This is a genomic window from Bradyrhizobium jicamae (genome assembly GCF_001440395.1).
GTDB classification, from domain to species: Bacteria; Pseudomonadota; Alphaproteobacteria; order Rhizobiales; family Xanthobacteraceae; genus Bradyrhizobium; species Bradyrhizobium jicamae.
Genome location: NZ_LLXZ01000194.1, coordinates 51305 through 71653, shown reverse-complemented (window position 1 = coordinate 71653; position 20349 = coordinate 51305). Strand labels below are relative to the sequence as shown.

The 20349-nt window shown below is 63.4% G+C and carries 21 protein-coding genes; 10 read left to right on the top strand and 11 right to left on the bottom strand.

What is annotated here, in order from left to right; all coding sequences use genetic code 11:
- From CQ12_RS46945 to ltnD, 3 genes are all read right to left on the bottom strand, one after another.
- Positions 1-533: four-carbon acid sugar kinase family protein (locus tag CQ12_RS46945; protein WP_245310275.1), on the bottom strand; the 533-nt coding region annotated here is incomplete at its 3' end.
- Positions 530-1312: a 2-oxo-tetronate isomerase gene (gene otnI, locus CQ12_RS33500; protein WP_057839553.1), complete on the bottom strand. Its 783-nt coding sequence runs from the start codon at positions 1310-1312 to the stop codon at positions 530-532. The genes CQ12_RS46945 and otnI, both read right to left, overlap by 4 nt.
- Positions 1313-1335: 23 nt before the next feature.
- Positions 1336-2250, bottom strand: a complete 915-nt coding sequence (gene ltnD, locus CQ12_RS33495) for an L-threonate dehydrogenase (protein WP_057839552.1) — start codon at positions 2248-2250, stop codon at positions 1336-1338.
- A 120-nt stretch (positions 2251-2370) separates the two neighbouring features.
- On the opposite strand from ltnD, the gene otnC reads away from it, so the two are divergent.
- Together otnC and CQ12_RS33485 are read left to right on the top strand one after the other, a co-directional pair.
- A complete protein-coding gene (gene otnC / locus CQ12_RS33490; RefSeq protein ID WP_057839551.1) occupies positions 2371-3036 on the top strand; it encodes a 3-oxo-tetronate 4-phosphate decarboxylase in 666 nt (221 codons plus the stop codon).
- Positions 3017-3424, top strand: coding sequence for a hypothetical protein (locus tag CQ12_RS33485; protein ID WP_057839550.1), 408 nt, complete (start codon positions 3017-3019; stop codon positions 3422-3424). The genes otnC and CQ12_RS33485 overlap by 20 nt, the downstream gene beginning before the upstream one ends.
- A 91-nt stretch (positions 3425-3515) precedes the next feature.
- Here the strand turns inward: CQ12_RS33485 and CQ12_RS33480 are convergent, their stop codons facing one another.
- From CQ12_RS33480 to CQ12_RS33450, 6 genes are all read right to left on the bottom strand, one after another.
- Complete coding sequence (locus CQ12_RS33480; protein WP_057839549.1) at positions 3516-4220, bottom strand: ABC transporter ATP-binding protein; 705 nt, start codon at positions 4218-4220, stop codon at positions 3516-3518.
- Positions 4204-4938 (bottom strand): ABC transporter ATP-binding protein, encoded by a 735-nt coding sequence (locus tag CQ12_RS33475; protein WP_057839548.1) that lies wholly within the window; start codon positions 4936-4938, stop codon positions 4204-4206. The genes CQ12_RS33480 and CQ12_RS33475 overlap by 17 nt, the downstream gene beginning before the upstream one ends.
- Positions 4935-5942, bottom strand: a complete 1008-nt coding sequence (locus CQ12_RS33470; RefSeq protein WP_057839547.1) for a branched-chain amino acid ABC transporter permease — start codon at positions 5940-5942, stop codon at positions 4935-4937. The genes CQ12_RS33475 and CQ12_RS33470 overlap by 4 nt, the downstream gene beginning before the upstream one ends.
- Positions 5942-6820 carry a branched-chain amino acid ABC transporter permease gene (locus tag CQ12_RS33465; protein WP_057839546.1) on the bottom strand — a complete coding sequence of 293 codons (879 nt, stop codon included), beginning with the start codon at positions 6818-6820 and terminating at the stop codon, positions 5942-5944. The genes CQ12_RS33470 and CQ12_RS33465 overlap by 1 nt, the downstream gene beginning before the upstream one ends.
- A 215-nt stretch (positions 6821-7035) precedes the next feature.
- Positions 7036-8280 carry an ABC transporter substrate-binding protein gene (locus CQ12_RS33455; RefSeq protein ID WP_057839544.1) on the bottom strand — a complete coding sequence of 415 codons (1245 nt, stop codon included), beginning with the start codon at positions 8278-8280 and terminating at the stop codon, positions 7036-7038.
- 83 nt (positions 8281-8363) lie between these two features.
- Positions 8364-9185, bottom strand: a complete 822-nt coding sequence (locus CQ12_RS33450; RefSeq protein WP_057839543.1) for a putative hydro-lyase — start codon at positions 9183-9185, stop codon at positions 8364-8366.
- A gap of 120 nt (positions 9186-9305) precedes the next feature.
- Here CQ12_RS33450 and CQ12_RS33445 point away from each other — a divergent pair, with 120 nt between their 5' ends.
- The 6 genes from CQ12_RS33445 to CQ12_RS33420 all read left to right on the top strand — a co-directional run bounded on the left by CQ12_RS33445 (position 9306) and on the right by CQ12_RS33420 (position 15416).
- A complete protein-coding gene (locus CQ12_RS33445; RefSeq protein WP_057839542.1) occupies positions 9306-10223 on the top strand; it encodes a LysR family transcriptional regulator in 918 nt (305 codons plus the stop codon).
- A 49-nt stretch (positions 10224-10272) separates the two neighbouring features.
- The gene (locus CQ12_RS33440; RefSeq protein WP_057839541.1) at positions 10273-11523 is read left to right on the top strand and encodes a Zn-dependent hydrolase; all 1251 of its coding nucleotides are present in this window, start codon (positions 10273-10275) and stop codon (positions 11521-11523) included.
- A gap of 27 nt (positions 11524-11550) precedes the next feature.
- Positions 11551-12465, top strand: a complete 915-nt coding sequence (locus CQ12_RS33435; RefSeq protein WP_057839540.1) for an NAD(P)-dependent oxidoreductase — start codon at positions 11551-11553, stop codon at positions 12463-12465.
- 107 nt (positions 12466-12572) lie between these two features.
- On the top strand, positions 12573-13205 hold the full coding sequence (locus CQ12_RS33430) for a suppressor of fused domain protein (RefSeq protein WP_245310274.1): 633 nt from the start codon (positions 12573-12575) through the stop codon (positions 13203-13205).
- A gap of 299 nt (positions 13206-13504) precedes the next feature.
- The gene (locus tag CQ12_RS33425; protein ID WP_083519582.1) at positions 13505-13984 is read left to right on the top strand and encodes a CBS domain-containing protein; all 480 of its coding nucleotides are present in this window, start codon (positions 13505-13507) and stop codon (positions 13982-13984) included.
- 46 nt (positions 13985-14030) lie between these two features.
- Positions 14031-15416 carry a GntP family permease gene (locus CQ12_RS33420; protein WP_057839537.1) on the top strand — a complete coding sequence of 462 codons (1386 nt, stop codon included), beginning with the start codon at positions 14031-14033 and terminating at the stop codon, positions 15414-15416.
- Positions 15417-15706: 290 nt separating this feature from the next.
- Here the strand turns inward: CQ12_RS33420 and CQ12_RS33415 are convergent, their stop codons facing one another.
- A complete protein-coding gene (locus CQ12_RS33415; protein ID WP_057839536.1) occupies positions 15707-16786 on the bottom strand; it encodes a tartrate dehydrogenase in 1080 nt (359 codons plus the stop codon).
- Positions 16787-16965: 179 nt separating this feature from the next.
- Here CQ12_RS33415 and CQ12_RS33410 point away from each other — a divergent pair, with 179 nt between their 5' ends.
- Entirely contained in the window at positions 16966-17742 is a 777-nt protein-coding gene (locus CQ12_RS33410) for an SDR family oxidoreductase (RefSeq protein WP_057839535.1), read from the top strand.
- Positions 17743-17876: 134 nt separating this feature from the next.
- Here CQ12_RS33410 and CQ12_RS33405 read toward each other — a convergent pair whose 3' ends face one another.
- Complete coding sequence (locus CQ12_RS33405; RefSeq protein WP_245310273.1) at positions 17877-18596, bottom strand: alpha/beta hydrolase; 720 nt, start codon at positions 18594-18596, stop codon at positions 17877-17879.
- Between the two features lie 236 nt (positions 18597-18832).
- Here CQ12_RS33405 and CQ12_RS33400 point away from each other — a divergent pair, with 236 nt between their 5' ends.
- Complete coding sequence (locus CQ12_RS33400; RefSeq protein ID WP_057839534.1) at positions 18833-20257, top strand: amidase; 1425 nt, start codon at positions 18833-18835, stop codon at positions 20255-20257.
- The last annotated feature ends 92 nt before the right edge of the window (positions 20258-20349 follow it).

The window sequence follows — 20349 nt, the reverse complement described above, 5'->3', positions numbered from 1 at the left end:
CGCGACAGCGTGGCGAGATCGGCCAGCCCGACCTTGGTTTGGCTCTGCCGCGCCAGCACCCGCACCAGGTTGGAATCGTGCATCGGATTGAGCGGATGGTCCTTGAGCGGACTTTCGTTCAGCGGCACGGAACCGACGAACAGATTGCCCTGATAGACGGTGCGGCCGGTTTCCGGAAAGGCCGGCGTCACCAGCACGATCGCATCGCCCGAATCCGTGCGCAGCGCATCCATTACCGGGCCGATATTGCCGGCGTCGGTGGAATCGAAGGTCGAGCAGATCTTGAACAGCACATGGCCGGCGCCGCGGCCGCGCAGCCATTTTTCCGCGGCGCGCGAACGCTCCACCGCCACACCAGCCTCGATCGAGCGGCTCTTGAGCGAGACCACGACCGCATCGACCTCCGGCAGCGCCAGATCGTCTGATGGCACGCCGATGGTCTGTACCGTGCGCAGGCCCTGACGGGTCAGCGTGTTGGCGAGATCGGAGGCGCCGGTGTAGTCGTCGGCGATGCATCCCAGAGACAGCTTCACGATTGCGCTCCGGCATAGGGCTTGAACCAGCCGAGGCCATCGACGGTCTTGCCGCGCGGGTTGTATTCGCAGCCGACGAAGCCGCCATAGCCGAGACGGTCGAGTTCAGTGAACAGGAACGGATAGTTCAGCTCTTCGCCATCGGGCTCGTTGCGCGAGGGAATGCTGGCGATCTGGACATGGCCCGTGATCGGCATCATCTCGCGCAGCCGCATGGTGACGTCGCCATGGATGATCTGGCAGTGATAGATGTCGAACTGCAGTTTCAGATTCGGGATCTTCAGCTCGTTGATCAGGTCGCGCGCGAACAGAAAATCGTTGAGGAAGTAGCCGGGAACATTGCGCGAATTGATCGGCTCGATCACGACGTCGAGGTCGTGGGGCGCGAAGAATTCCGCCGCCCACGCCACCGATTTATAGAACTGCTCGACGGCCTTGGCGTTGCTACGGTCGGCAATACCCGCCATCAGATGTAAGCGCTTGACGCCGGTCGCCTTGGCATAGGGCAATGCCGTATCGAGGCTTCGCTTGAGATCGTCAAACCGCTCCGGCAGCGCGGCAAAACCTTTTTCGCCGGCATCCCAATTGCCCGGCGGCAGGTTGAACAGCGCCTGCGTCAGGCCGTTACGCTTCAATCGTTCGCCGACCGCGTCCGCCGGATGATCGTAGGGAAACAGGAACTCCACCGCGGTGAAGCCGGCGTTCGCCGCCGCATCGAAGCGGTCGAGGAACGGAACCTCGGTGAACATCATGGAGAGATTGGCGGCAAAGCGCGGCATCGAGGGTCCCCTTCGTGATCTTGCTATTTCGGCTCGCCCGGCAGTTGCGTGCCGGTGACCTTGGCGTACATCCGCGCCACCGAGGCGTCGTCGTCACGGCCCATGCCGGCGGCCGACGTCATCAGGAACATCTGCAAGGCCGCGGCGGAAACCGGCACCGGGAATTTCTGCGAGCGCGCCATGTCCTGGATGATGCCGAGGTCTTTCACGAAAATATCCACCGCGCTGCGCGGCGCGTAATCGCCATCGAGCACATGCGGCATGCGGTTCTCGAACATCCAGGAATTACCGGCGGAGGCCGTAATCACCTCATAGACCTTCCGGATATCGAGGCCCTGCTTGGCAGCGAACGCGATGGCTTCGGAAGCCGCGGCGATGTGCACGCCGGCCAAAAGCTGGTTGATCATCTTGAAGGCGGCGCCCTGGCCGGCGTCGTCGCCGAGTTCGTAGAGTTTTGCCGCCATCGCATCCAGTGCCGGGCGCGCTTTTGAGAATGCGGCCGGGCTGCCAGAGGCGAGGATGGTGAGTTCGCCCTGCGCCGCGCGCTGCGCGCCGCCGGAAATCGGCGCGTCGAGGTAGTGACGGCCGGTGGCTTCCAACTGCTTGGCGAGCCGCCGCGCGACGTCGGGGTCCATGGTGGCAGAGGAAATGAATACCGCGCCCTCACCGAGCGTTTCCGCGACGCCATTGGCGCCGAACAGAATAGTTTCGGTCTGGGCGGCGTTGACGACGACGCTGACGACGATGTCGGCGGATTTTGCGGCTTCCGCCGGCGTGCCCGCCCCCTTGCCGCCGTCGGCCACGAACCGCTTCACCGTTTCAGCCGATACGTCGCAGCCGGTGACCTCCAGCCCCGCGCGGCGCAGCGAGGTCGCCATGCCGTAACCCATCGAGCCCAGCCCGATGACGGCGACACGCGGTTTGGCGGATTCTGGCATTGCGGCGATCCCTCGATTGTTTCTCGTTCGCCGCCATGGGCCGGCGGCCTTGCCCCTTGCGTATCACGGCTTGGCCGCGCTGCCAAAGCGTGAGACAAGGCGAAAAACGGGGTCGGTTCTATGAGCGAAACAAGGATCCGCGAGGAAATCTGCCGCCTCGGCCGCTCGCTGTTCGAGCGCGGGCTGACGCCCGGTTCCTCCGGCAATATCAGCGTCAAGCTCGACGATGGCGGCTGGCTGGTGACGCCGACCAACGCCTCGCTCGGCTTCCTTGACCCGGCGCGAATGTCACGGCTCGGCCCCGACGGCCGGCTGGTTTCCGGCGATGCGCCCACCAAGGAAGTGCCGCTGCACACTGCGCTGTACCAGACCCGCGGCGCCGCGCGCGCAATCGTGCATCTGCATTCGACCCATTCGGTCGCGCTGTCGATGCTGCCGGAGATCGACCCGCGCGCCGCGCTGCCGCCGATGACGCCTTATTATCTGATGAAATGCGGCCAGACCGCGCTGCTGCCCTATTATCGCCCCGGTGATCCCGCGGTGGCCGACGCGATCAAGGGGCTGGCCGGGAAATATTCATCTGTGCTGCTTGCCAATCATGGGCCGGTGGTGTCGGGCGACACGCTGGAGGCGGCGGTGTTTGCGGTGGAAGAACTGGAGGAGACGGCTAAACTCTATCTGCTGCTGCGCGGGTTGAACCCGAGGTATCTGTCGCCGGAACAGGTGAAGGATTTGGTCAAGACGTTCGGGCTGACGCTGCCGGAGCATGGGCACGATCACACATAGTCATCCGATGCAGACCAACCTCAAATCCTTCAAGTCCGACCGAAAATTCTCCGTGGTCGGCTATGGGGCGAGCCATGGTCCTCTTCTGCTTAGAAGCGGAAGGACTGACGAACACCCTACCCGCATCGATGTGCTCATTCTCGACGTCCGCGCGATGGAAATTCGATCCTGGTTTGAAGGATTGGAGATCGCGCTGGTCGATCCAGACTATCTGCGAGATTTCCGCAGCCGCCCAGCCGACATGATGCAAGTCGGACTCAATGCTTACGCCATCTCAGGAAACGGGTGGCAGGGATTCATCGTTGGTGGAAACCTTTGCGTCCACGAAGATGAGGCCGAGTTCGCCGCGCCTAGCGCGCTGTTGCCGAATGCGTATCCGCCGATCTAGAAAATCGTAGCCCGCATGAGCGCAGCGACATGCGGGACCGCCCGCCCCGGATATCGCTTCGCTCATCCGGGCTACGGCAGCGTGCTTGCAGCTACAGCCCCAGATACGCCTTGCGCACATCCGGATTGACGCTGATCTCGGCCGCACTCCCTTGCATCAGCACGCGGCCCGTCTGCAGGATGTAGGCGCGGTCGGCGATTTCCAGACACTCGGACATGCGCTGCTCGACGATCAGCACGGTCATGCCAGCGTCGCGGATTCGCTTCACCGCCTGGAAGATTTCATCGACCAGCTTTGGCATGATGCCCTGCGACGGCTCGTCCAGCATCAGAAGCCGCGGGCGCGTCATCAACGCGCGGCCGATGGCGAGCATCTGCTGCTCGCCGCCGGAGAGCGTTTCGGCACGCTGCTCCAGCCGCTCCGAAAGGCGCGGAAACAGCTTGAACACGAGATCGAGCGGCGCTTCGCGGTCAGCCTCGCCGCGATAGAGATAGCTGCCGAGCCGCAGGTTGTCGCGCACCGACAGGCGGGGAAACAGCCGGCGGTTTTCCGGAACATAGGCGATGCCGCGCGAGGTGATGACGTGCTGCGCCATGCCGTCGATGCGGATGCCGTCGAATGACACCGTGCCGGAGCGCGGACGCTCGGCGCCGGCGATCGATTTCAGCAGCGTCGACTTGCCGGCGCCGTTGGCGCCGGCGACGCAGACGATCTCGCCCTTCGCCACCTCGATCGAGACGGCCGAGATCGCGACCAGGCCCTGATAGGCGGTGGTGACTTCATGCACCGACAGCATGACGGTCTCCCAGATAGGCGGTGATGACTTTCGGATCACGGACGACGTCGGCAGGCTTGCCCTCGACCAGCACCTTGCCGAGGTCGAGCACGATGGCGCGGTCGACCAGCGGCATCACGATCTCCATGACGTGCTCGACCATCAGCACGGTGATGCCGGTATCCCGTACCTTGCGCACCAGCTCGACGCCGGTCTTGGCTTCGACCGGCGTCAATCCCGTGAGCACCTCGTCGAGCAGCAGCAGTTTCGGCTCGGTCGCAAGCGCACGCGCCACCTCGAGCCGGCGCTTTTCGGACGGGACCAGATCGCTGGCCAGCACATTGGCGCGCGGGCCAAGACCGCAGAATTCCAGCACTTGATGCGCCTTGCGGCGGGCATCGCGCATCACCGTCGTGCGGACCAGCGCCCCAACGATGACGTTGTCGATGACCGTCATGCTCTCGAAACTCTTCACCACCTGAAACGTGCGGCCGACGCCACGCTGGCAACGTTCGGCGGCCGGCAATGCGGTGACATCCTCGCCGTCGAAGATGATCGAGCCTTGGGTCGGCGGCAGCACGCCCGCGATGAGGTTGAACAGCGTCGACTTTCCCGCGCCGTTCGGGCCGATCAGGCCGACGATCTCGCCGCGCCCGACCGAGATCGAGACGTCGCTGTTGGCGATCAGGCCGCCAAAGCGCTGCCAGACGCCGCGGGTTTCCAGCAATGGAGTCGTCATCGGACCGCCTCCTTGCCCTTCGGCGAAAACAGTCCGGTGAAATTCTTGACCGAGAACAGGCCGATCAGCCCCTGTGGCCGCGCCAGCGAGATCGCGATGATCAGGCCGCCATAGACGATCAGGTCGATACCTTTTCCGGAGCCGCCGACATAGGAGCGCGTCAGCTCGGTGAGCGGGATCAGGATGACCGCGCCCAGCATCGGCCCCCACAGCGTGCCGATGCCGCCGAGCACCGCGGGCAACGCCATCAAGAGCGAGAACTGAAAGCCCATGACGCTTTCGGGATCGATGTAGGAGACGAATTGGGCATAGAAGCTGCCGCCGACCGCGACCAGGAACGCCGACACCGCCGCCGCGCCCATCTTGGAATTGAAAACGACCACGCCGAGGCTTTCAGCGGCTTCCGGATTATCCTTCACCGCGCGCCACCAATAGCCCCATTTGGAATCTTCCAGCCACCAGGTGACGAACCAGGCGACGCAGGCCAGCGCCAGCGCGAAGTAGAAATACGGCAGCTTGCTGCGCGGGAACTGGAATTTGAGCCAGCTGTCGCCGCGCACGGGAATCTCGATGCCCATTGCCGCACCGGCCCAATCCCAGTTGTGGAACAGCAAGAGCCCGATCTCGGCGATGACGATGGTGGCGATCACGAAGTAATGGCCGCGCAGCCGGAAACAGGGATAGCCGAGCGCCATTGCGATCAGCGCGGAGATCACGCCGCCGCCAAGCATGCCGAACCACGGCAGCACGCCGAACTTGGTGAACAGCAGCGTGGTGGTATAGGCGCCAAGGCCGAAATAGAGCGCGTGGCCGAGCGATATCTGCCCGCAATAGCCGGAAAGGATGTTCCAGCTTTGCGACAACGCACCCCACATCAGGGTCAGTACCATCATGTTCTGGAGGTAGGAGTCCTTGACGAACAGCGGGACGGTGGCCGCGACCGCGGCGAGGACAAAGGCGACGATGAGGTCGCGGCGGCGGCGTTCTGCGAAAGCGGTATCCATCACATCGATCCGAACAGGCCGCGCGGGCGGACGAAGACGACAAGGAGATAGACGGCGTAGATACCGACCGCCTTCAGCGACGGCGGCAGCAGCATCGCGGTGGTGGCCTCGACGAGGCCGACGATGATGCCGCCGGCAAAGGCGCCGAACACGCTGCCGAAACCGCCGAGCGCCACCGTGACATAGGCGATCAGCGCGAACGATGCGCCGACATCAGGGTAGATGTAGAAGAAGATCGCCATGATGGCGCCGGCGAGACCGACCAGCGCCGCGCCGAGGCCCCAGCCCAGCGCAAACACCTTGTTCTTGTCGATGCCGACCAGCGCCACCGCGCCGGCATCTTCGCGGGTCGCTTCCAGCGCGCGGCCGAAATCGGTGCGGTTGATGAAGAGATAGAGCCCGCCGAAGGCTGCGATTGCGACCAGCGCGCCGACCAGTTGCGGCACCGGCAGGAAGATGCCGGCGACCGACACCGTCTTGCCGCCGAGCCATGAATGGGTGACGCTGCGATAGTCCGGCGTGAAGAAATATTGCGTCAAGCCGCGCATGACGATGGCCAAGCCGAAGGTCGAGAAAATCTGCACCATGCCGGCATTGGCTTTGGCACGCACCGCAAAGCGCACGATCAATAGATAAACCACTGCCCCGAACACGAACAGGGCGGCAGCGACCAGCGGCGCCGACAGCAAGGGGTCGATCGCAAAGAACACGAACAGGAAGAACGTCGCGTACATCGCGATCATCAGGAACTCGCCATGGGCGAAGTTCACGACGTCCATCAGGCCGAAGATCAGAGCGAGGCCGACGGCGATCAGGCCATAGAGCAGGCCCATCAATAGGCCGCTGGCGAGGCTTTGGATGATGGCTTCGGCTGTCATGAAAGTCGCTCCAGCCCGGAGGCATTACTCTCAATGCCCGTCATTGCGAGCCAACGGGTCGGCGCGTAGCGCCGCCCGATGACAGGCTCCGCGAAGCAATCCATTCTTTCGTCGTGCGGCACGATGGATTGCTTCGTCGCTACGCTCCTCGCAATGACGAGGGGCGGCAGTCTCTGGATGGTCATCACAGTCATATCCCCGCCCCCGTTGTCAGCCTATTTCATCGGCCAGACGGCGTCCGCAATCGCGGCCTGCGGCGGGAAGATGGTGACGAACTTGCCGCCGATGTATTGCAGCAGCACCGGGTCGGCGTCGTTGTTCTGGCCGAGTTCGTCGAACTTGACGCGCTTCCAGGGCATGATGGTCTGCTCGCCCGGAATGTCGGTCGCGACCAGCGCCTCGCGGATCTTCTCGCCGTCGGTCGACTTGGCGCGGTTGATGGCATCGGCCATCACCAGGAGCCCCATGAACTGGCGCGAGGTGAGGTCGTTGAAATCCTTGCCCGACTTCTCCTTGAACATGGCGTTGATCTTGCCGACCATCGGCCGCTTGGTGGCGAGATCGAGCGAGAAGCTGCCGCGCGAGATCACGCCTTCGAGCTTGTCACCGACGGCGTCATAGAGCGCCTTTTCGGAGAAGCCGGCGTTCTGCGCCACGATCGCGTTCGGCTTGTAGCCGAGCTCGGCCATGGTCTTGACCAGGAGAATGCCGTCGGTGGTGTAGCTCGAGGGCATCAGCACGTCGGCATTCGCGGTCTTGAGCTGCTGCACTTCCGCGGACAATGACGGCGAGTTGGAGCGGTACTTGATGTCGGAGATGACCTTGTAGCCGCGCTCGGAAGCAAGCTTGAGCTGCGTATTGGCGGAGTCCGTGCCGAAGATGGTGTCTTCGTGGAACAACGACAGCGTGTCGATCTTGGTGCCCTTCTTCTTCATCACGTCGAAGAAGTTGAACATCGCGGCCGAGAACATCTCGTCATGGGGCGCGGCGCGGAAATAGAATTTGAGGCCGCGCTTGTGCAGGCTCGGCGAGGAATTGTCCGCCGAGATGAACGGCACCTGGTAGCGCTCGCAGATCTGGCTGACGGTGACGGCGACCGCGCTCTGATAGGTGCCGATGACGGCACAGACCTTCTCCTGGGTGATCAGGCGCTCGGTCTCGGCGCGGCCCTTCTGCGGATCGGCCTGATGGTCGGCGAAGACGAGGCGGATCTTGGCGCCGCCGAGGCCGGGCAGGCCCTCGCCCTTCGCCAGCGGCAGATCGAAATCATGGTTCTTGTTGATGATGTCGAGCGCGGTCTCGAACGACTTCTGGGCATCGACGCCCATCTGCGCGCTGGCGCCGGAGAACGGATAGATCACGCCGATCACGACTTCGGACGTCTGCGCGCGGGCCGCGACAGGTCCGAGCGCTGCGGCAGCAGTGGCTCCAAGCAGTACGTTACGGCGCGTGATGTTCATGGCGATATCCTTATGCTGGATGGCGACTATCGATGAAGCGGGCGAAGGTTACGGTAAAGCCTGAATGAGCAGCAGAAGCTGCATCAAAGCACGGCAAGCGCTTTGTTCCTGAGATCGGTCACGAGCATCAATCCGGGCGCATGCGTGATCGCAAACGGCACCTTCGCGGCCTGGATGACCGATTGCGGGGTCACGCCGCACGCCCAGAACACCGGAATTTCGTCGGCCTCGACCGGCACGGGATCGCCGTAGTCAGGCATGGCGAGGTCAGCGATGCCAATCGCCTCGGGGAGACCGATATGAACCGGCGCCCCATGCACCGAGGGGAAACGCGACGTGATCTGCACCGCGCGGATCGCATCCGCGGGCTTGAACGGCCGCATCGTCACCACCATCGGTCCGGCAAACGGACCTGCGGGGCTGCAGGCGATATTGGTGCGGTACATCGGCACGCGCACGTCGCGCTCGATATGGCGGATCGGCAGACCTTCCTCCAGCAGCGCTTCCTCGAAGGAGAACGAGCAGCCGAGCACGAAGGCGACGAGATCATCGCGCCAGTGCGCCATGATGTCGGTCGGCTCCTCCACGATTTCGCCGTCACGCCAGATGCGATAGCGCGGCAGGTCGGTGCGGATGTCGAGATCGATGCCAAGCGCGGGAATGCGGGGGTCACCGACATCGGACATCCCGATGATCGGGCACGGCTTGGGATTGAGCTGGCAGAAGCGATGAAAGGCTCCGGCGAGTTTTTCCGGCAGGATGGCGAGGTTGCCCTGGACGAAGCCGTTGGCGACGCCCGCGGTGTGATGGGCCATGCCGTTGCGGCAGGCATGACGGGCCGCAACGCTCGGCGATAAATCCGCCGTATCCTGGCCTTCCCGTTCCGTCCTCGCCAAGCTGGTCATCGTTGTCCCCGCGTCCATTCTTGTCGACATCTACTCCCGCATAGGACTATGATAATGTCTAATCGTCTTTTCTAATCAACTTCAATAAAACCTCGTTATCGATCTGCGGGCAGATGATGCATGACTGATTTCAAGGCAATTGAGACTTTCATGTGGGTGGTGACGCTCGGCAGTTTTCGCGGCGCGGCCCAGAAGCTCAACACCACCCAGCCCGCGATCTCGCAGCGGATCGCCCAGCTCGAGCGCGAGGTGGGCGTGCGGCTGCTGCAGCGCGACCGCCGCATGGTGTTGCCGACGCCAAGCGGACGGCAACTGATGGTCTATGCCGAGAAGCTGATCGGGCTGCGCTCGGAGATGCTCGCCGTGGTCGGCGATCGCTCGGCGATGCGCGGCGTGCTGCGGCTCGGTGTCGCCGAAACCATCGTGCACACCTGGCTGTCGCAGCTGATCAAGAGCGTCAATCACGCCTACCCCAACCTCTCGCTCGAAATCGAAGTCGACATCACCTCGAACCTGCGGACGCGCCTTTTGGCGCAGGAGATCGAACTCGCGTTCCTGCTCGGGCCCTTGACTGCGCCGAGCGTCAGCAACCGCGTGCTGTGCGACTATCCGGTCGGGTTCCTCGCTAGCCCTTCCCTCGGCCTCGGCACCCGCCAACTGACGGTGCATGATCTCGCGAAATTTCCGATCATCACCTTCCCGCGCAAGACCCCGCCCTATGAGGTCGTGCGATCGCTGTTCAACCGGCCGGACCTGCCGCCGATGCGCCTGCACGCCAGCGCCTCGATTGCGACCGTCATTCACATGGCGATCGAGGGCCTCGGCATTGCCGTGATCCCGACCGCGATCGTCGAAAGCGAAATGACCGACGGCCGGCTGCAATTGCTGTCGACCGACGTGCAACTGCCAAAGCTGACGTTTTCGGCGAGCTGGCTGGCCTCGCCCGATACCGTCGCCGTGGAGCGCGTGGCCGAGCTCGCCGCAAATCTGGCCCGCGGCGGCGTCATTGTTGACGCGCCGCCGCAGGCGCGTCATTGAAAATGCCTGAACGAGAATGAACAAGCGACTGCCCATCCCGGAATAGTGCATGACCAAGATCGGCTCCAACCTGCAAATCGATTCCGCCCGGCTGTGGGGCGCCATTCACGAAACCGCCAAATTCGGCGCCACGCCGAAAGGCGGCGTGCGGCGGCTGACGCTGGGGCCGGAGGACAGGCAGGTACGCGACTGGTTCCGGAACGCCTGCGAGGCCGCCGGGCTGGACGTGCATGTCGACGCGCTGGGCTCGATGTTCGGCGTGCGCAAGGGGCGCGACATGTCGAAGGCCCCGATCGGGCTCGGCTCGCATCTCGACACGCAGCCGACCGGCGGCAAATATGACGGCGTGCTCGGCACGCTGGCGGCGCTGGAAGTGGTGCGCACGCTCAACGATGCCGGCATCGAAACCGAGACGCCGATCTGCATCTGCAACTGGACCAACGAGGAAGGCTCGCGGTTTGCGCCGGCGATGATGGCCTCCGCCGCCTATGTCGGCGATTTCACCACCGACGACATTTTGTCGCGCAAGGACGCCGAGGGCGTCACCGTGGCGCAGGCGCTCGACAGCATCGGCTATCGCGGCGACCGGCCGGTGGGAACGCAGAAATTCTCGGGCTTCGTCGAACTGCATATCGAGCAGGGCCCGATCCTGGAGGCCGAGAACAAGACCATCGGCGTCGTCGATTCCGGCCAGGGCGTGCTGTGGTACGACGGCAAGATCACCGGGTTCGAGAGCCATGCCGGCTCCACCCCGATGCCGCTGCGGCGCGACGCGCTGGCGACGCTGTCGGAAATCGTGCTGGCGATGGAAGCGATTGCGAAAAAGCACGGACCTAAAGCCGTCGGCACCATTGGGGAAGCCGTGATCGCCAATCCCTCGCGCAACGTCATTCCCGGCGAGATCGCCTTCACGGTGGATTGCCGCAGCGCCGACGCCGCGATCATGGATGCGCTGGACAGGGATCTGCGCGCCGCGATCGCCGAGATCGCGGCCCGGCGCAAGGTCGAGGTGCAGTTCGACCTGATCTGGCGCAAGCCGCCGACCCATTTCGATCCCAAGCTGGTGGATGCGGTGGAGAGTGCCGCCAAGATGCTGGGTTATTCGCATCGCCGTATCACTTCCGGCGCCGGCCACGATGCCTGCAACCTCAACACCGTGATGCCGACAGCGATGGTGTTCGTGCCCTGCAAGGACGGCATCAGCCACAACGAACTCGAAGACGCCACGCAAGCCGATTGCGCGGCGGGCGCCAACGTGCTGATGCATACCGTGCTGGCGCTGGCCGGCGTCGCGTCCTGATAATCAAACAGAACATGGGGAAATGCCATGCGCGGAGTTTTCGTCGACGCCAATGAATCGCTGGCCGTGATCTTCGAGCGCCTGCAGAAGCCAGGCGATCCCGAGGTACGGATCAACCGCGATCCCGACATCCGCCCGGAGCAGTATCCGGAGATCCTCGACGGCGCCGAGATTGCCATCGTCGATCACACCGCGCTGCCGACCGACATCGCGAAGAAATGCGCGGGCCTGAAGCACGTGGTGTTTCTCGGCACCGGCGCGCGCAGCTACATGAACCCCGACGAACTCGCCGAGACCGGCATCCACGTGCACCTGATCAAGGGCTATGGTGATACGGCGGTGGCCGAATGCGCCATCGCGCTGATGTGGGAAGGCGCGCGCGGCCTCGCCAAGATGGACCGTGGCATCCGCGCCGGCAACTGGCTGCGCGACGACGGCATGCAGCTCACCGGCAAGACGCTCGGCCTGATCGGCTTTGGCGGCATCGCCGCCGAAGTCGCGCGGATCGCGCTCGGCTCCGGCATGCGCGTGATCGCCTGGAACCGGTCGCCGAAGAAATATCCGAAGGTCGAGTTCCTCGATTACGACGAAGTGCTGACCGAGAGTGACGTGGTCTCGATCCATCTGCTGCTCAACGACGAGACGCGCGGCATGATCTCGCGCGCCTGCATCGAGGGGATGAAGCCCGGCGTCATCCTCGTCAACACCGCGCGCGGCGCGATCGTCGACGAGGACGCGATGATCGACGGCCTGAAATCCGGCCATATCCGTCATGCCGGGCTCGACGTCTTCAACATCGAGCCGCTGCCGGCGGACCATCCGCTGACCAAGCTGGAAAACGTCACGCTGTCGGCGCATTCGGCATTCCGCACACCCGAGGCGAGCGAGAATCTGATGAGCGCGGCGTGGCAGCATTGCCGGCGGATCGCGAAGGGGAAATAGCCGCAAAGCTCCCCCTGCAGGGTTGAACCGGATCGCGCGCCTTCGCGACCACAGGGAGCGCCCGCCCCCTGGCGCACGCATCCGAGGTTCACATGCTGTCACGTTTCATGAATTCGCTGTTCGATCGAGGTCAGCCCGCAGACGCCGCCGATCCCTACAAACGGCGGCTGGCCATCTACCAGGGCGAACTCGACGAACCCGAATTCACCTCCCGCGACCCCGGTGACCGCCGCATCGATGTGCACGCCTTCGGCCGGGATTTCGTGCCGGATTGCGAAGAGGGCTCGGACGAGGGCTACGTGCTCCTGACCAACGGCATGAGCGAGCAGCGCATGGCCGTGCCGCCTCAGGCGACGGAGGCAAAGGCGCGCGCCGAGCTGATGTGGTACGTCCGCGAGGGAACAACGGAGATTTGCAGCAACCTGCGCTGGCTCGCGTCGGTGCCGTTCATCGACAACACCTGGTTCGGGTTCGGGCACCGTGTGCCCATGCCGGCACCGCCTGTCCGAGGCACGGACTTCAAGACCTTCCTGTTCCTCACGCCGATCATCACCCCTGACCAGCGCATCGCAGAGCAGCTTTCGATCGCGGGGGATCCGGTGGAAATCCTGACCGTCAACCTGATCTCCGACCGCGAGTATGAGCTGATCAGGAATGAGGGGCTCGACACGTTCTTGGATCTGCTGGACAAGAATGACTATCCGCCGATCTTCGATCCGGCGCGGAAATCGTACGTGTAGCTTTTCACGCAGCGTAGGCTGGGCAAAGGCGCGTTAGCGCCGTGCCCACCATCTATCTCAATCGCAAACGATGGTGGGCACGCTTCGCTTTGCCCACCCTACGGGTCTCGCTCCTTGTGGGAGAAGGTGAATCGCTGACGCGGACCTCGCGGCCGGGGGCACCGCAGCAAATGCGTCACCGCCGGCGGACCGTGCCCGCAAGCCTTTGATCTAGGTCAAACCTGAGCAACCCAATCTGCGAGAGTGTACGCCTTCAGGGCCGCAACCAGTACGAGCGACCCGGCAGAAGGCGACGCACGATGGACCATCCGCTCAGACGCCCGGAAGAAATTCTGGCTTATCGATCAATGAAACAGATGCTCAAGCCCAGAGCGCTTTGGAGTGTGGGCCCGACAGACAGCATCCTGTCAGCGGTGCAGATAATGGCCGAAAAGAACATCGGCTTTCTGGTGGTTCTGGAGAATGGAAAGATCGTCGGCGTTCTTTCCGAACGCGATTGCATTCGGCGCGTGGTACTGGCCCGCAAATATCCTGAAGTGACGCTGGTGATGGACGTCATGGTTCGAGATGTCGTCACAACCAATCTCGAGAGCACATTTGCTGACTGTTTGAGATTGATGCACACGCACGGCATTCGTCACCTGCCGGTTGTCGACAACGAGAAGACGGTGGGCGTCATCTCGGTTCGGGACCTGTTGCGTGAGGCGGTAGAACATCACACCAAGGTCATCAGCGAGCTTGAGCGCGAACGAATGACGATGCTGACGTCAACGGCTTGAGAATAGCCGGGTCCGGTGACCTGCGATTTTGAAGTGGAGTGTCGCCATGAACCTCCTGATCGTGCTGGCCGCTCTTGTCTTTCTGATGTTTGTCGCCTATCGCGGCTACAGCGTGATCCTGTTTGCGCCGGTTGCCGCTTTGGGCGCCGTGTTCCTGACCGATCCCTCACTGGTCCCGCCGATGTTCTCCAGCGTTTTCATGGAGAAGATGGTCGGCTTCATCAAGAACTACTTTCCTGTGTTCATGCTCGGCGCCGTCTTTGGCAAGGTCATCGAACTATCGGGCTTCTCGAAGTCGATCGTGGCCGCGGTCATCGGGGTACTTGGCCGGGAGCGCGCTGTCCTGTCCATTGTCGTGGTCTGCGCGATCCTGACCTACGGCGGCGTGTCGCTGTTCGTCGTGGTGTTCGCGGTCTATCCGTTCGCAGCCGAGATGTTCCGCCAAGGCAATATTCCCAAGCGGCTCATTCCGTGCACGATCGCGCTCGGCGCTTTCAGCTTCACGATGGACGCCCTGCCGGGAACGCCGCAGATCCAGAACATCATTCCGACCACGTTTTTCAACACGACGACATGGGCCGCGCCCATACTTGGGCTGGTCGGCAGCGTTTTCGTCTTCGGGGTCGGTCTTGCCTATATCGAAAACCGCCGCCGCGCCGCGCAAAAGCGCGGCGAAGGATACGGCACCGAGCTTGTGAACGAGCCCGAGCCGTTCGAAGAAAAGGAGTTGCCGAACCCGTGGATCGCCCTTGCGCCGCTGGTCGTGGTGGGCGTCATGAACTTCGTATTCACGCAGCTGGTGCCTCGCGCCTATGGCGCAGTTCATGAGGTCAACCTCGGCGGCCACGCGATCGTGACGAAGGTCGGTCCGCTGGCAGCCATATGGGCCGTCGAGGGCGCGCTATTGCTCGGCATCCTGACGGTGTTCATCTTTGCCTGGCGTCCCGTGTTGGCGAAGTTCGCGGATGGCAGCAAGGCGGCGGTAGCCGGCGCCCTGCTGGCCTCGCTCAACACCGCCTCCGAATACGGGTTCGGCGGCGTGATTGCGCTGTTGCCGGGCTTCGAGATGGTGGCCGCCGCGCTCCGGGCAATTCCCAATCCGCTCGTGAACGAGGCCGTTACGGTGACGGTGCTCGCCGGCATCACCGGCTCCGCATCCGGGGGCATGAGCATTGCCCTCGCCGCGATGTCCAATGAATTCATTGCCGCCGCGCAGGCCGCCAACATTCCGCTTGAGGTTTTTCATCGGATCGCGGCGATGGCGAGCGGTGGTATGGACACGTTGCCCCACAATGGCGCCGTCATCACGCTGCTTGCCGTGACGGGTCTCACCCACAGGCAGGCCTACGGAGACGTGTTCGTGATCACGCTAACGAAAACCGCCGCGGTGTTTGTTGCGATCGGGTTCTTCTATCTCACCGGGTTGTACTGAACTTGCCACAAACACTGACCTCATCCTGAAAGATTGTGAAGCTATCTGCCCGTCATTGCGAGCGCAGCGAAGCAATCCATCTATCCCTGCGCCGAGATGTGGATTGCTTCGCTGCGCTGGCAATGACGAGGAGGAGCTAACTTCACTCTTCCCCGTCATCCTGAAGAGACCGCGCAGCGGTCGTCTCGAAGGATGGCCGCGAGTGAGATCGGGGCCTCATGGTTCTCCGAGCGACGCGAAGCATCGTCCGGAGACGCACGAAGACGCGCTCCTCACCGTGAGGATTCCACTCAATCCACCATATCGGCCACGGCCTTGCCGCACGCCGTGGTGTCCGCGTTGCCGCCGAGGTCGCGCGTGCGGAGCGTACGTTCGCCGAGGGTGCGCTCGATGGCGCCGACGATGGATTCGGCCGCGGCCTTCTCGCCGAGATGCTCCATCATCATCGCGCCGGACCAGATCATGCCGATCGGGTTGGCGATGCCCTGCCCCGCGATGTCGGGCGCCGAACCGTGCACCGGCTCGAACACGGATGGGAAATTGCCTTCCGGATTGATGTTGCCCGACGGCGCAATGCCGATGGTGCCGGTGCAGGCCGGTCCGAGATCGGAGAGGATGTCGCCGAACAGATTCGAGCCGACCACGACGTCGAACCAGTCCGGATGCAAGACGAAGTTCGCGGTGAGGATGTCGATGTGGTACTTGTCCCACTTCACTTTCGGGTACTTCTTCGCCATCGCCTCCACGCGCTCGTCCCAGTAGGGCATCGTGATCGAGATGCCGTTGGACTTGGTCGCCGAGGTCAAATGCTTCTTCGGCCGCGATTGCGCCAGCTCAAACGCAAATTTCAGGATGCGGTCGACGCCGGTGCGCGTCATCACCGTCTGCTGGGTAACGAATTCGCGGTCGGTATCGGGGAACATGCGGCCGCCGACGGAGGAATACTCGCCCTCGGTGTTCTCCCGCACCACCCAGAAATCGATATCGCCGGGCTTGCGGTTGGCGAGCGGCGACGGCACGCCGGGCATCAGCCGCACCGGGCGCAAATTGACGTACTGGTCGAACTCACGCCGGAACTTGATCAGCGAGCCCCACAGGGAGACGTGATCGGGGATCTTCGCCGGCCAGCCGACCGCGCCGAAATAGATCGCGTCGTGCTTGCCGATCTGCGCCTTCCAGTCCGCCGGCATCATCTCGCCGTGCTTTTCGTAATAGTCCCAGGAGGCGAAATCGAAATGATCGAATTGCACGGATACCCCGTGCTTTTTCCCTGCCGCCTCCAGCACGCGCAGCCCCTCCGGCATCACTTCCTTGCCGATGCCGTCGCCAGGAATGACGGCGATCCGATATTGTTTCTTGGCGCTGCTCATCGAGAGTTTCCTTGGTTACCTTTGCTGAGCCGGCTAATGCCGCTTATTTGATCGCCTTGCAATGGACCAAACCCGCCGCTTGCGCAACGCTGCACTGCAATGTTGACCGCCGTGGCGCCCCAAGCCTAACAATTTCCCGGCCTCCTCTTCCTGCCTCCCTCACCGAAGCGAGACCCCCCATGGATCTGCACCTGCGCGGCAAGCGCGTCCTGATCACCGGCGCCTCCAAAGGCATTGGCGCGGCCGCGGCCGAAGCCTTTGCCGAGGAAGGGGCCGACATCATGCTGGCCGCCCGCAACGGCGAGCAACTCAAGGCCCTTGCCGAACGGCTACGCTCGGCGCACCAGATCGGCGCGACAACCCATGTCGTCGACCTGCGCAAGGGCGAGGACATCGCGCGGCTGGTCAAGGAAGCCGCCGATATCGACATCCTCGTCAACAACGCCGGCGACATCCCCGGCGGCTCGGTCGACAAGATCGACGAGGCAACCTGGCGGCATGCCTGGGAGCTGAAGGTGTTCGGCTATATCAACCTCACCCGCGCGATCTACGCGCAGATGAAGGCGCGAGGGCACGGCGTCATCGTGAACGACATCGGCGCCGCCGGCGAAAAATTCGATGCCAATTATATCTGCGGCAGCGCTGGCAATGCCGCGCTGATGGCGTTCACCCGCGCACTCGGCGGAAAAAGCCTCGCCGACAACATCCGCGTCGTCGGCATCAATCCGGGGCCGGTCGGCACCGACCGCCATGTGACGCTATTGAAGACGCGGGCCAGGAACCAGTTCGGCGACGAAAACCGATACAGGGAATTCCAGAAAGGCATGCCGCTCGGCCGGCCCGCGCATGCGCGCGAGATCGGCGACCTCATGGCGTTTTTGGCATCGGACCGGTCGGGGTATACGTCGGGCGTGATCTTTACCGTCGACGGCGGGCATACGTCGGGCTGGAGTTAGGCGCAGCAGCCTCCACCGTCATTGCGAGCGAAGCGAAGCAATCCATGGCGCCGCAAGTGGCGGCATGGATTGGTTCGTCGCTTCGCTCCCTTGCGCAAACGCTTCGCGTTTGTCGCAGGCAATGACGGGGTCCGCTAGCCCGTCGTCCGCTCAAACAACTGCCGGATCAGCGTCGTGATCCTGCCCTTCGGCGACATCATCTCGTACATGATGGTGAAATGATCAGCGCCGGTGATTTCCTCATACGTCACCGGCAAGCCATATCGCGCGCGGTGGCCGGCGAAATCGGCGGTCTGCTTGCGCAGCAGCGGCAGCTCGGCGCTGCCGACGACCAGTGAGAGCGGCTTTGGCGACCCGTCCTCCTGCATCATCGGCGAGTTGCGGCGCGAGGTTGCCTCATCCGCCCTGAGCTTCTCATTGAGATAGGAGTGTCGGATCGGTTCGAGATCGTAGATGCCTGATATGGCCATGCCCGCCCTCACCTTCGGATGCGACAACGCCATCGAGGTCAGGTGGCCGCCGGCAGACCAGCCCGATACCACGATGCTTCCAGCAGCGGCGCCAAGCGTCGGCAATTGCCCGGTGAGGTAATCGATACCGGCGTGGATTTCGGCGACGATCTCGTCGAGCGCAGCCTCCGGCGCCAGCGTGTAGCCGATCAGCGCGACATTGATGCCATGCGCCATCGGCCCTTCCGCCACGACAGTGAAGACTTCCTTCGCCCGCGCCTGCCAGTAGCCGCCGTGAATGAACAACAGCGTCGGCGCGTTGTCGGCGGCTTTCAGGAAGTCGATCCGGTTGCGCTCGCGCGGACCAGATCGCAGGTCGATATGCCCGGGAAAACGCTTGCGCATGTCGGCGGAGCGCTGTTCTCAGCCGGCCACCATCTCGACGCTGCCTGATACGGCGACGCCGTTATTGAGGCCGAGGTCGAGCGCCTCCCGGCTCAGGGAGCGCCAGTCCAGCGCGGAAAACAGTGTCGTCATGCAATATCTCCGGTCGGCCACAACGTGGGTGCGTTTCCACTTTGCCGGAAAATGTTCTACAGCACCATCTGCGGTCAAGAAAAACCGAAACGGGAGTTATCGAAGTGGCAGATCAGGGGCTGGTGCGTGAGACGGCGGTTGCCATTGTCGGCAAATTGAAAGCGGGCGAGGTTACGCCCCTCGACCTGCTCGACGTGCTGGAAAAGCGGATCGCCGAGGTCGACGGCAAGGTCAACGCGCTGCCGACGCTGTGTTTCGATCGCGCCCGCAAGCACGCCACCGCGCTGATGAAAAAGCCGGCAGCCGAGCGTGGCTTGCTCGCCGGCCTGCCGATCCCGATCAAGGACCTGACCAATGTCGCTGGTGTCCTGACCACGCAGGGCTCACCGATCTACAAGGATGCGATCCCCACCAAGTCGGACATCCTGGTCGAGCATCTCGAAAACAACGGCGGGGTGATCTACGCCAAGTCGAACACGCCGGAATTCGGCGCCGGCGCCAACACCTTCAACGAGGTGTTCGGCGCAACCCGCAATCCTTTCGACACTTCGCGCTCCGCCGCCGGCTCCTCGGGCGGCGCGGCGGCAGCGCTAGCCACCGGCACGGCATGGCTGGCGCATGGCTCCGATATGGGCGGCAGCTTGCGCAACCCCGCGAGCTTCTGCGGCATCGTCGGGCTGCGTCCGAGCATCGGCCGTGTCGCGCACAGCCTGGCAGCCGCGGTCGACCGCAATCTCGGCGTCCAGGGCCCGATGGCGCGCAACGTCGAAGATCTCGCGCTGCTGCTCGACGCCATGAGCGGCGAGCATCGCGGCGATCCGCTCTCGCTGCCGGTGCTGCCGACGTCATTTCTTTCCGCTGCGCGCTCCGGCAGCAGCAAGCCGAAGCGCGTCGCCTATTCGCCCGATCTCGGCATCACACCGGTCGATCCCGAAGTCGCCGCCGTCACCCGCAAGGCGGCGCAGCGCTTTGCGGAAGCGGGTGTCGTCGTCGAGGAAGCCCATCCGGACCTGCGCGAGGCCCATGAATGCTTCCACGTGCTGCGCGCGTTCGATTTCGCACTCTCCAAGGCAGCACTGCTGCGCTCCAAGCGCGACCTGCTCAAGCCTGAGGTGATCTGGAATATTGAGGAAGGCCTCAAGCTGACGGTCGAGCAGCTCGAACGCGCCGAGGCGCAGCGCGTCGCCATGACCGCACGCACGCTGGAATTTTTCGACAAATACGATCTATTGCTGGCGCCGGCGACCATCGTGCCGCCCTTCCCGGTCGAGAACCGCTACGTCGCCGAATGCGCCGGCAAGAAGTTCGACAATTACGTCGAATGGCTCGGCATCGTCTATGCGATCACATTGGTGTGTTGTCCCGCGCTCTCGCTGCCCTGTGGCTTCACCGCCTCCGGCCTGCCGATCGGCCTGCAGGTGGTGGCGCCGCCGCGCGGCGAAGCGCAATTGCTCGCAGGCAGCAAGGTGCTGGAAGACATTCTGGGCGTGCGCGGCACGACGCCGATCGATCCAAGGGCGCCCAAGTAAGCGCGATGTAAGCGCGATCGTCAGGACGACGTCTCCATCCGGCCCAACGCTCGCCGTTTCGTGATCGGGGAACCCGGCATAGCTCGTCGTCG

Excerpts from the sequence above, each read along its gene's own strand:
- CQ12_RS33430 (WP_245310274.1), top strand. The coding sequence starts at position 12,573 with ATGAATTCGCTGTTCGATCGAGGTCAGCCCGCAGACGCCGCCGATCCC.
- CQ12_RS33465 (WP_057839546.1), bottom strand. The coding sequence starts at position 6,820 with ATGACAGCCGAAGCCATCATCCAAAGCCTCGCCAGCGGCCTATTGATG.
- CQ12_RS33455 (WP_057839544.1), bottom strand. The coding sequence starts at position 8,280 with ATGAACATCACGCGCCGTAACGTACTGCTTGGAGCCACTGCTGCCGCA.
- otnI (WP_057839553.1), bottom strand. The coding sequence starts at position 1,312 with ATGCCGCGCTTTGCCGCCAATCTCTCCATGATGTTCACCGAGGTTCCG.
- CQ12_RS33405 (WP_245310273.1), bottom strand. The coding sequence starts at position 18,596 with ATGCGCAAGCGTTTTCCCGGGCATATCGACCTGCGATCTGGTCCGCGC.
- CQ12_RS33480 (WP_057839549.1), bottom strand. The coding sequence starts at position 4,220 with ATGCTGTCGGTGCATGAAGTCACCACCGCCTATCAGGGCCTGGTCGCG.
- CQ12_RS33470 (WP_057839547.1), bottom strand. The coding sequence starts at position 5,942 with ATGGATACCGCTTTCGCAGAACGCCGCCGCCGCGACCTCATCGTCGCC.
- CQ12_RS33485 (WP_057839550.1), top strand. The coding sequence starts at position 3,017 with ATGGGCACGATCACACATAGTCATCCGATGCAGACCAACCTCAAATCC.
- CQ12_RS33410 (WP_057839535.1), top strand. The coding sequence starts at position 16,966 with ATGGATCTGCACCTGCGCGGCAAGCGCGTCCTGATCACCGGCGCCTCC.
- CQ12_RS33420 (WP_057839537.1), top strand. The coding sequence starts at position 14,031 with ATGAACCTCCTGATCGTGCTGGCCGCTCTTGTCTTTCTGATGTTTGTC.
- otnC (WP_057839551.1), top strand. The coding sequence starts at position 2,371 with ATGAGCGAAACAAGGATCCGCGAGGAAATCTGCCGCCTCGGCCGCTCG.
- CQ12_RS33435 (WP_057839540.1), top strand. The coding sequence starts at position 11,551 with ATGCGCGGAGTTTTCGTCGACGCCAATGAATCGCTGGCCGTGATCTTC.
- CQ12_RS33440 (WP_057839541.1), top strand. The coding sequence starts at position 10,273 with ATGACCAAGATCGGCTCCAACCTGCAAATCGATTCCGCCCGGCTGTGG.
- CQ12_RS33425 (WP_083519582.1), top strand. The coding sequence starts at position 13,505 with ATGGACCATCCGCTCAGACGCCCGGAAGAAATTCTGGCTTATCGATCA.
- CQ12_RS33445 (WP_057839542.1), top strand. The coding sequence starts at position 9,306 with ATGACTGATTTCAAGGCAATTGAGACTTTCATGTGGGTGGTGACGCTC.
- CQ12_RS33475 (WP_057839548.1), bottom strand. The coding sequence starts at position 4,938 with ATGACGACTCCATTGCTGGAAACCCGCGGCGTCTGGCAGCGCTTTGGC.
- ltnD (WP_057839552.1), bottom strand. The coding sequence starts at position 2,250 with ATGCCAGAATCCGCCAAACCGCGTGTCGCCGTCATCGGGCTGGGCTCG.
- CQ12_RS33450 (WP_057839543.1), bottom strand. The coding sequence starts at position 9,185 with ATGACCAGCTTGGCGAGGACGGAACGGGAAGGCCAGGATACGGCGGAT.
- CQ12_RS33415 (WP_057839536.1), bottom strand. The coding sequence starts at position 16,786 with ATGAGCAGCGCCAAGAAACAATATCGGATCGCCGTCATTCCTGGCGAC.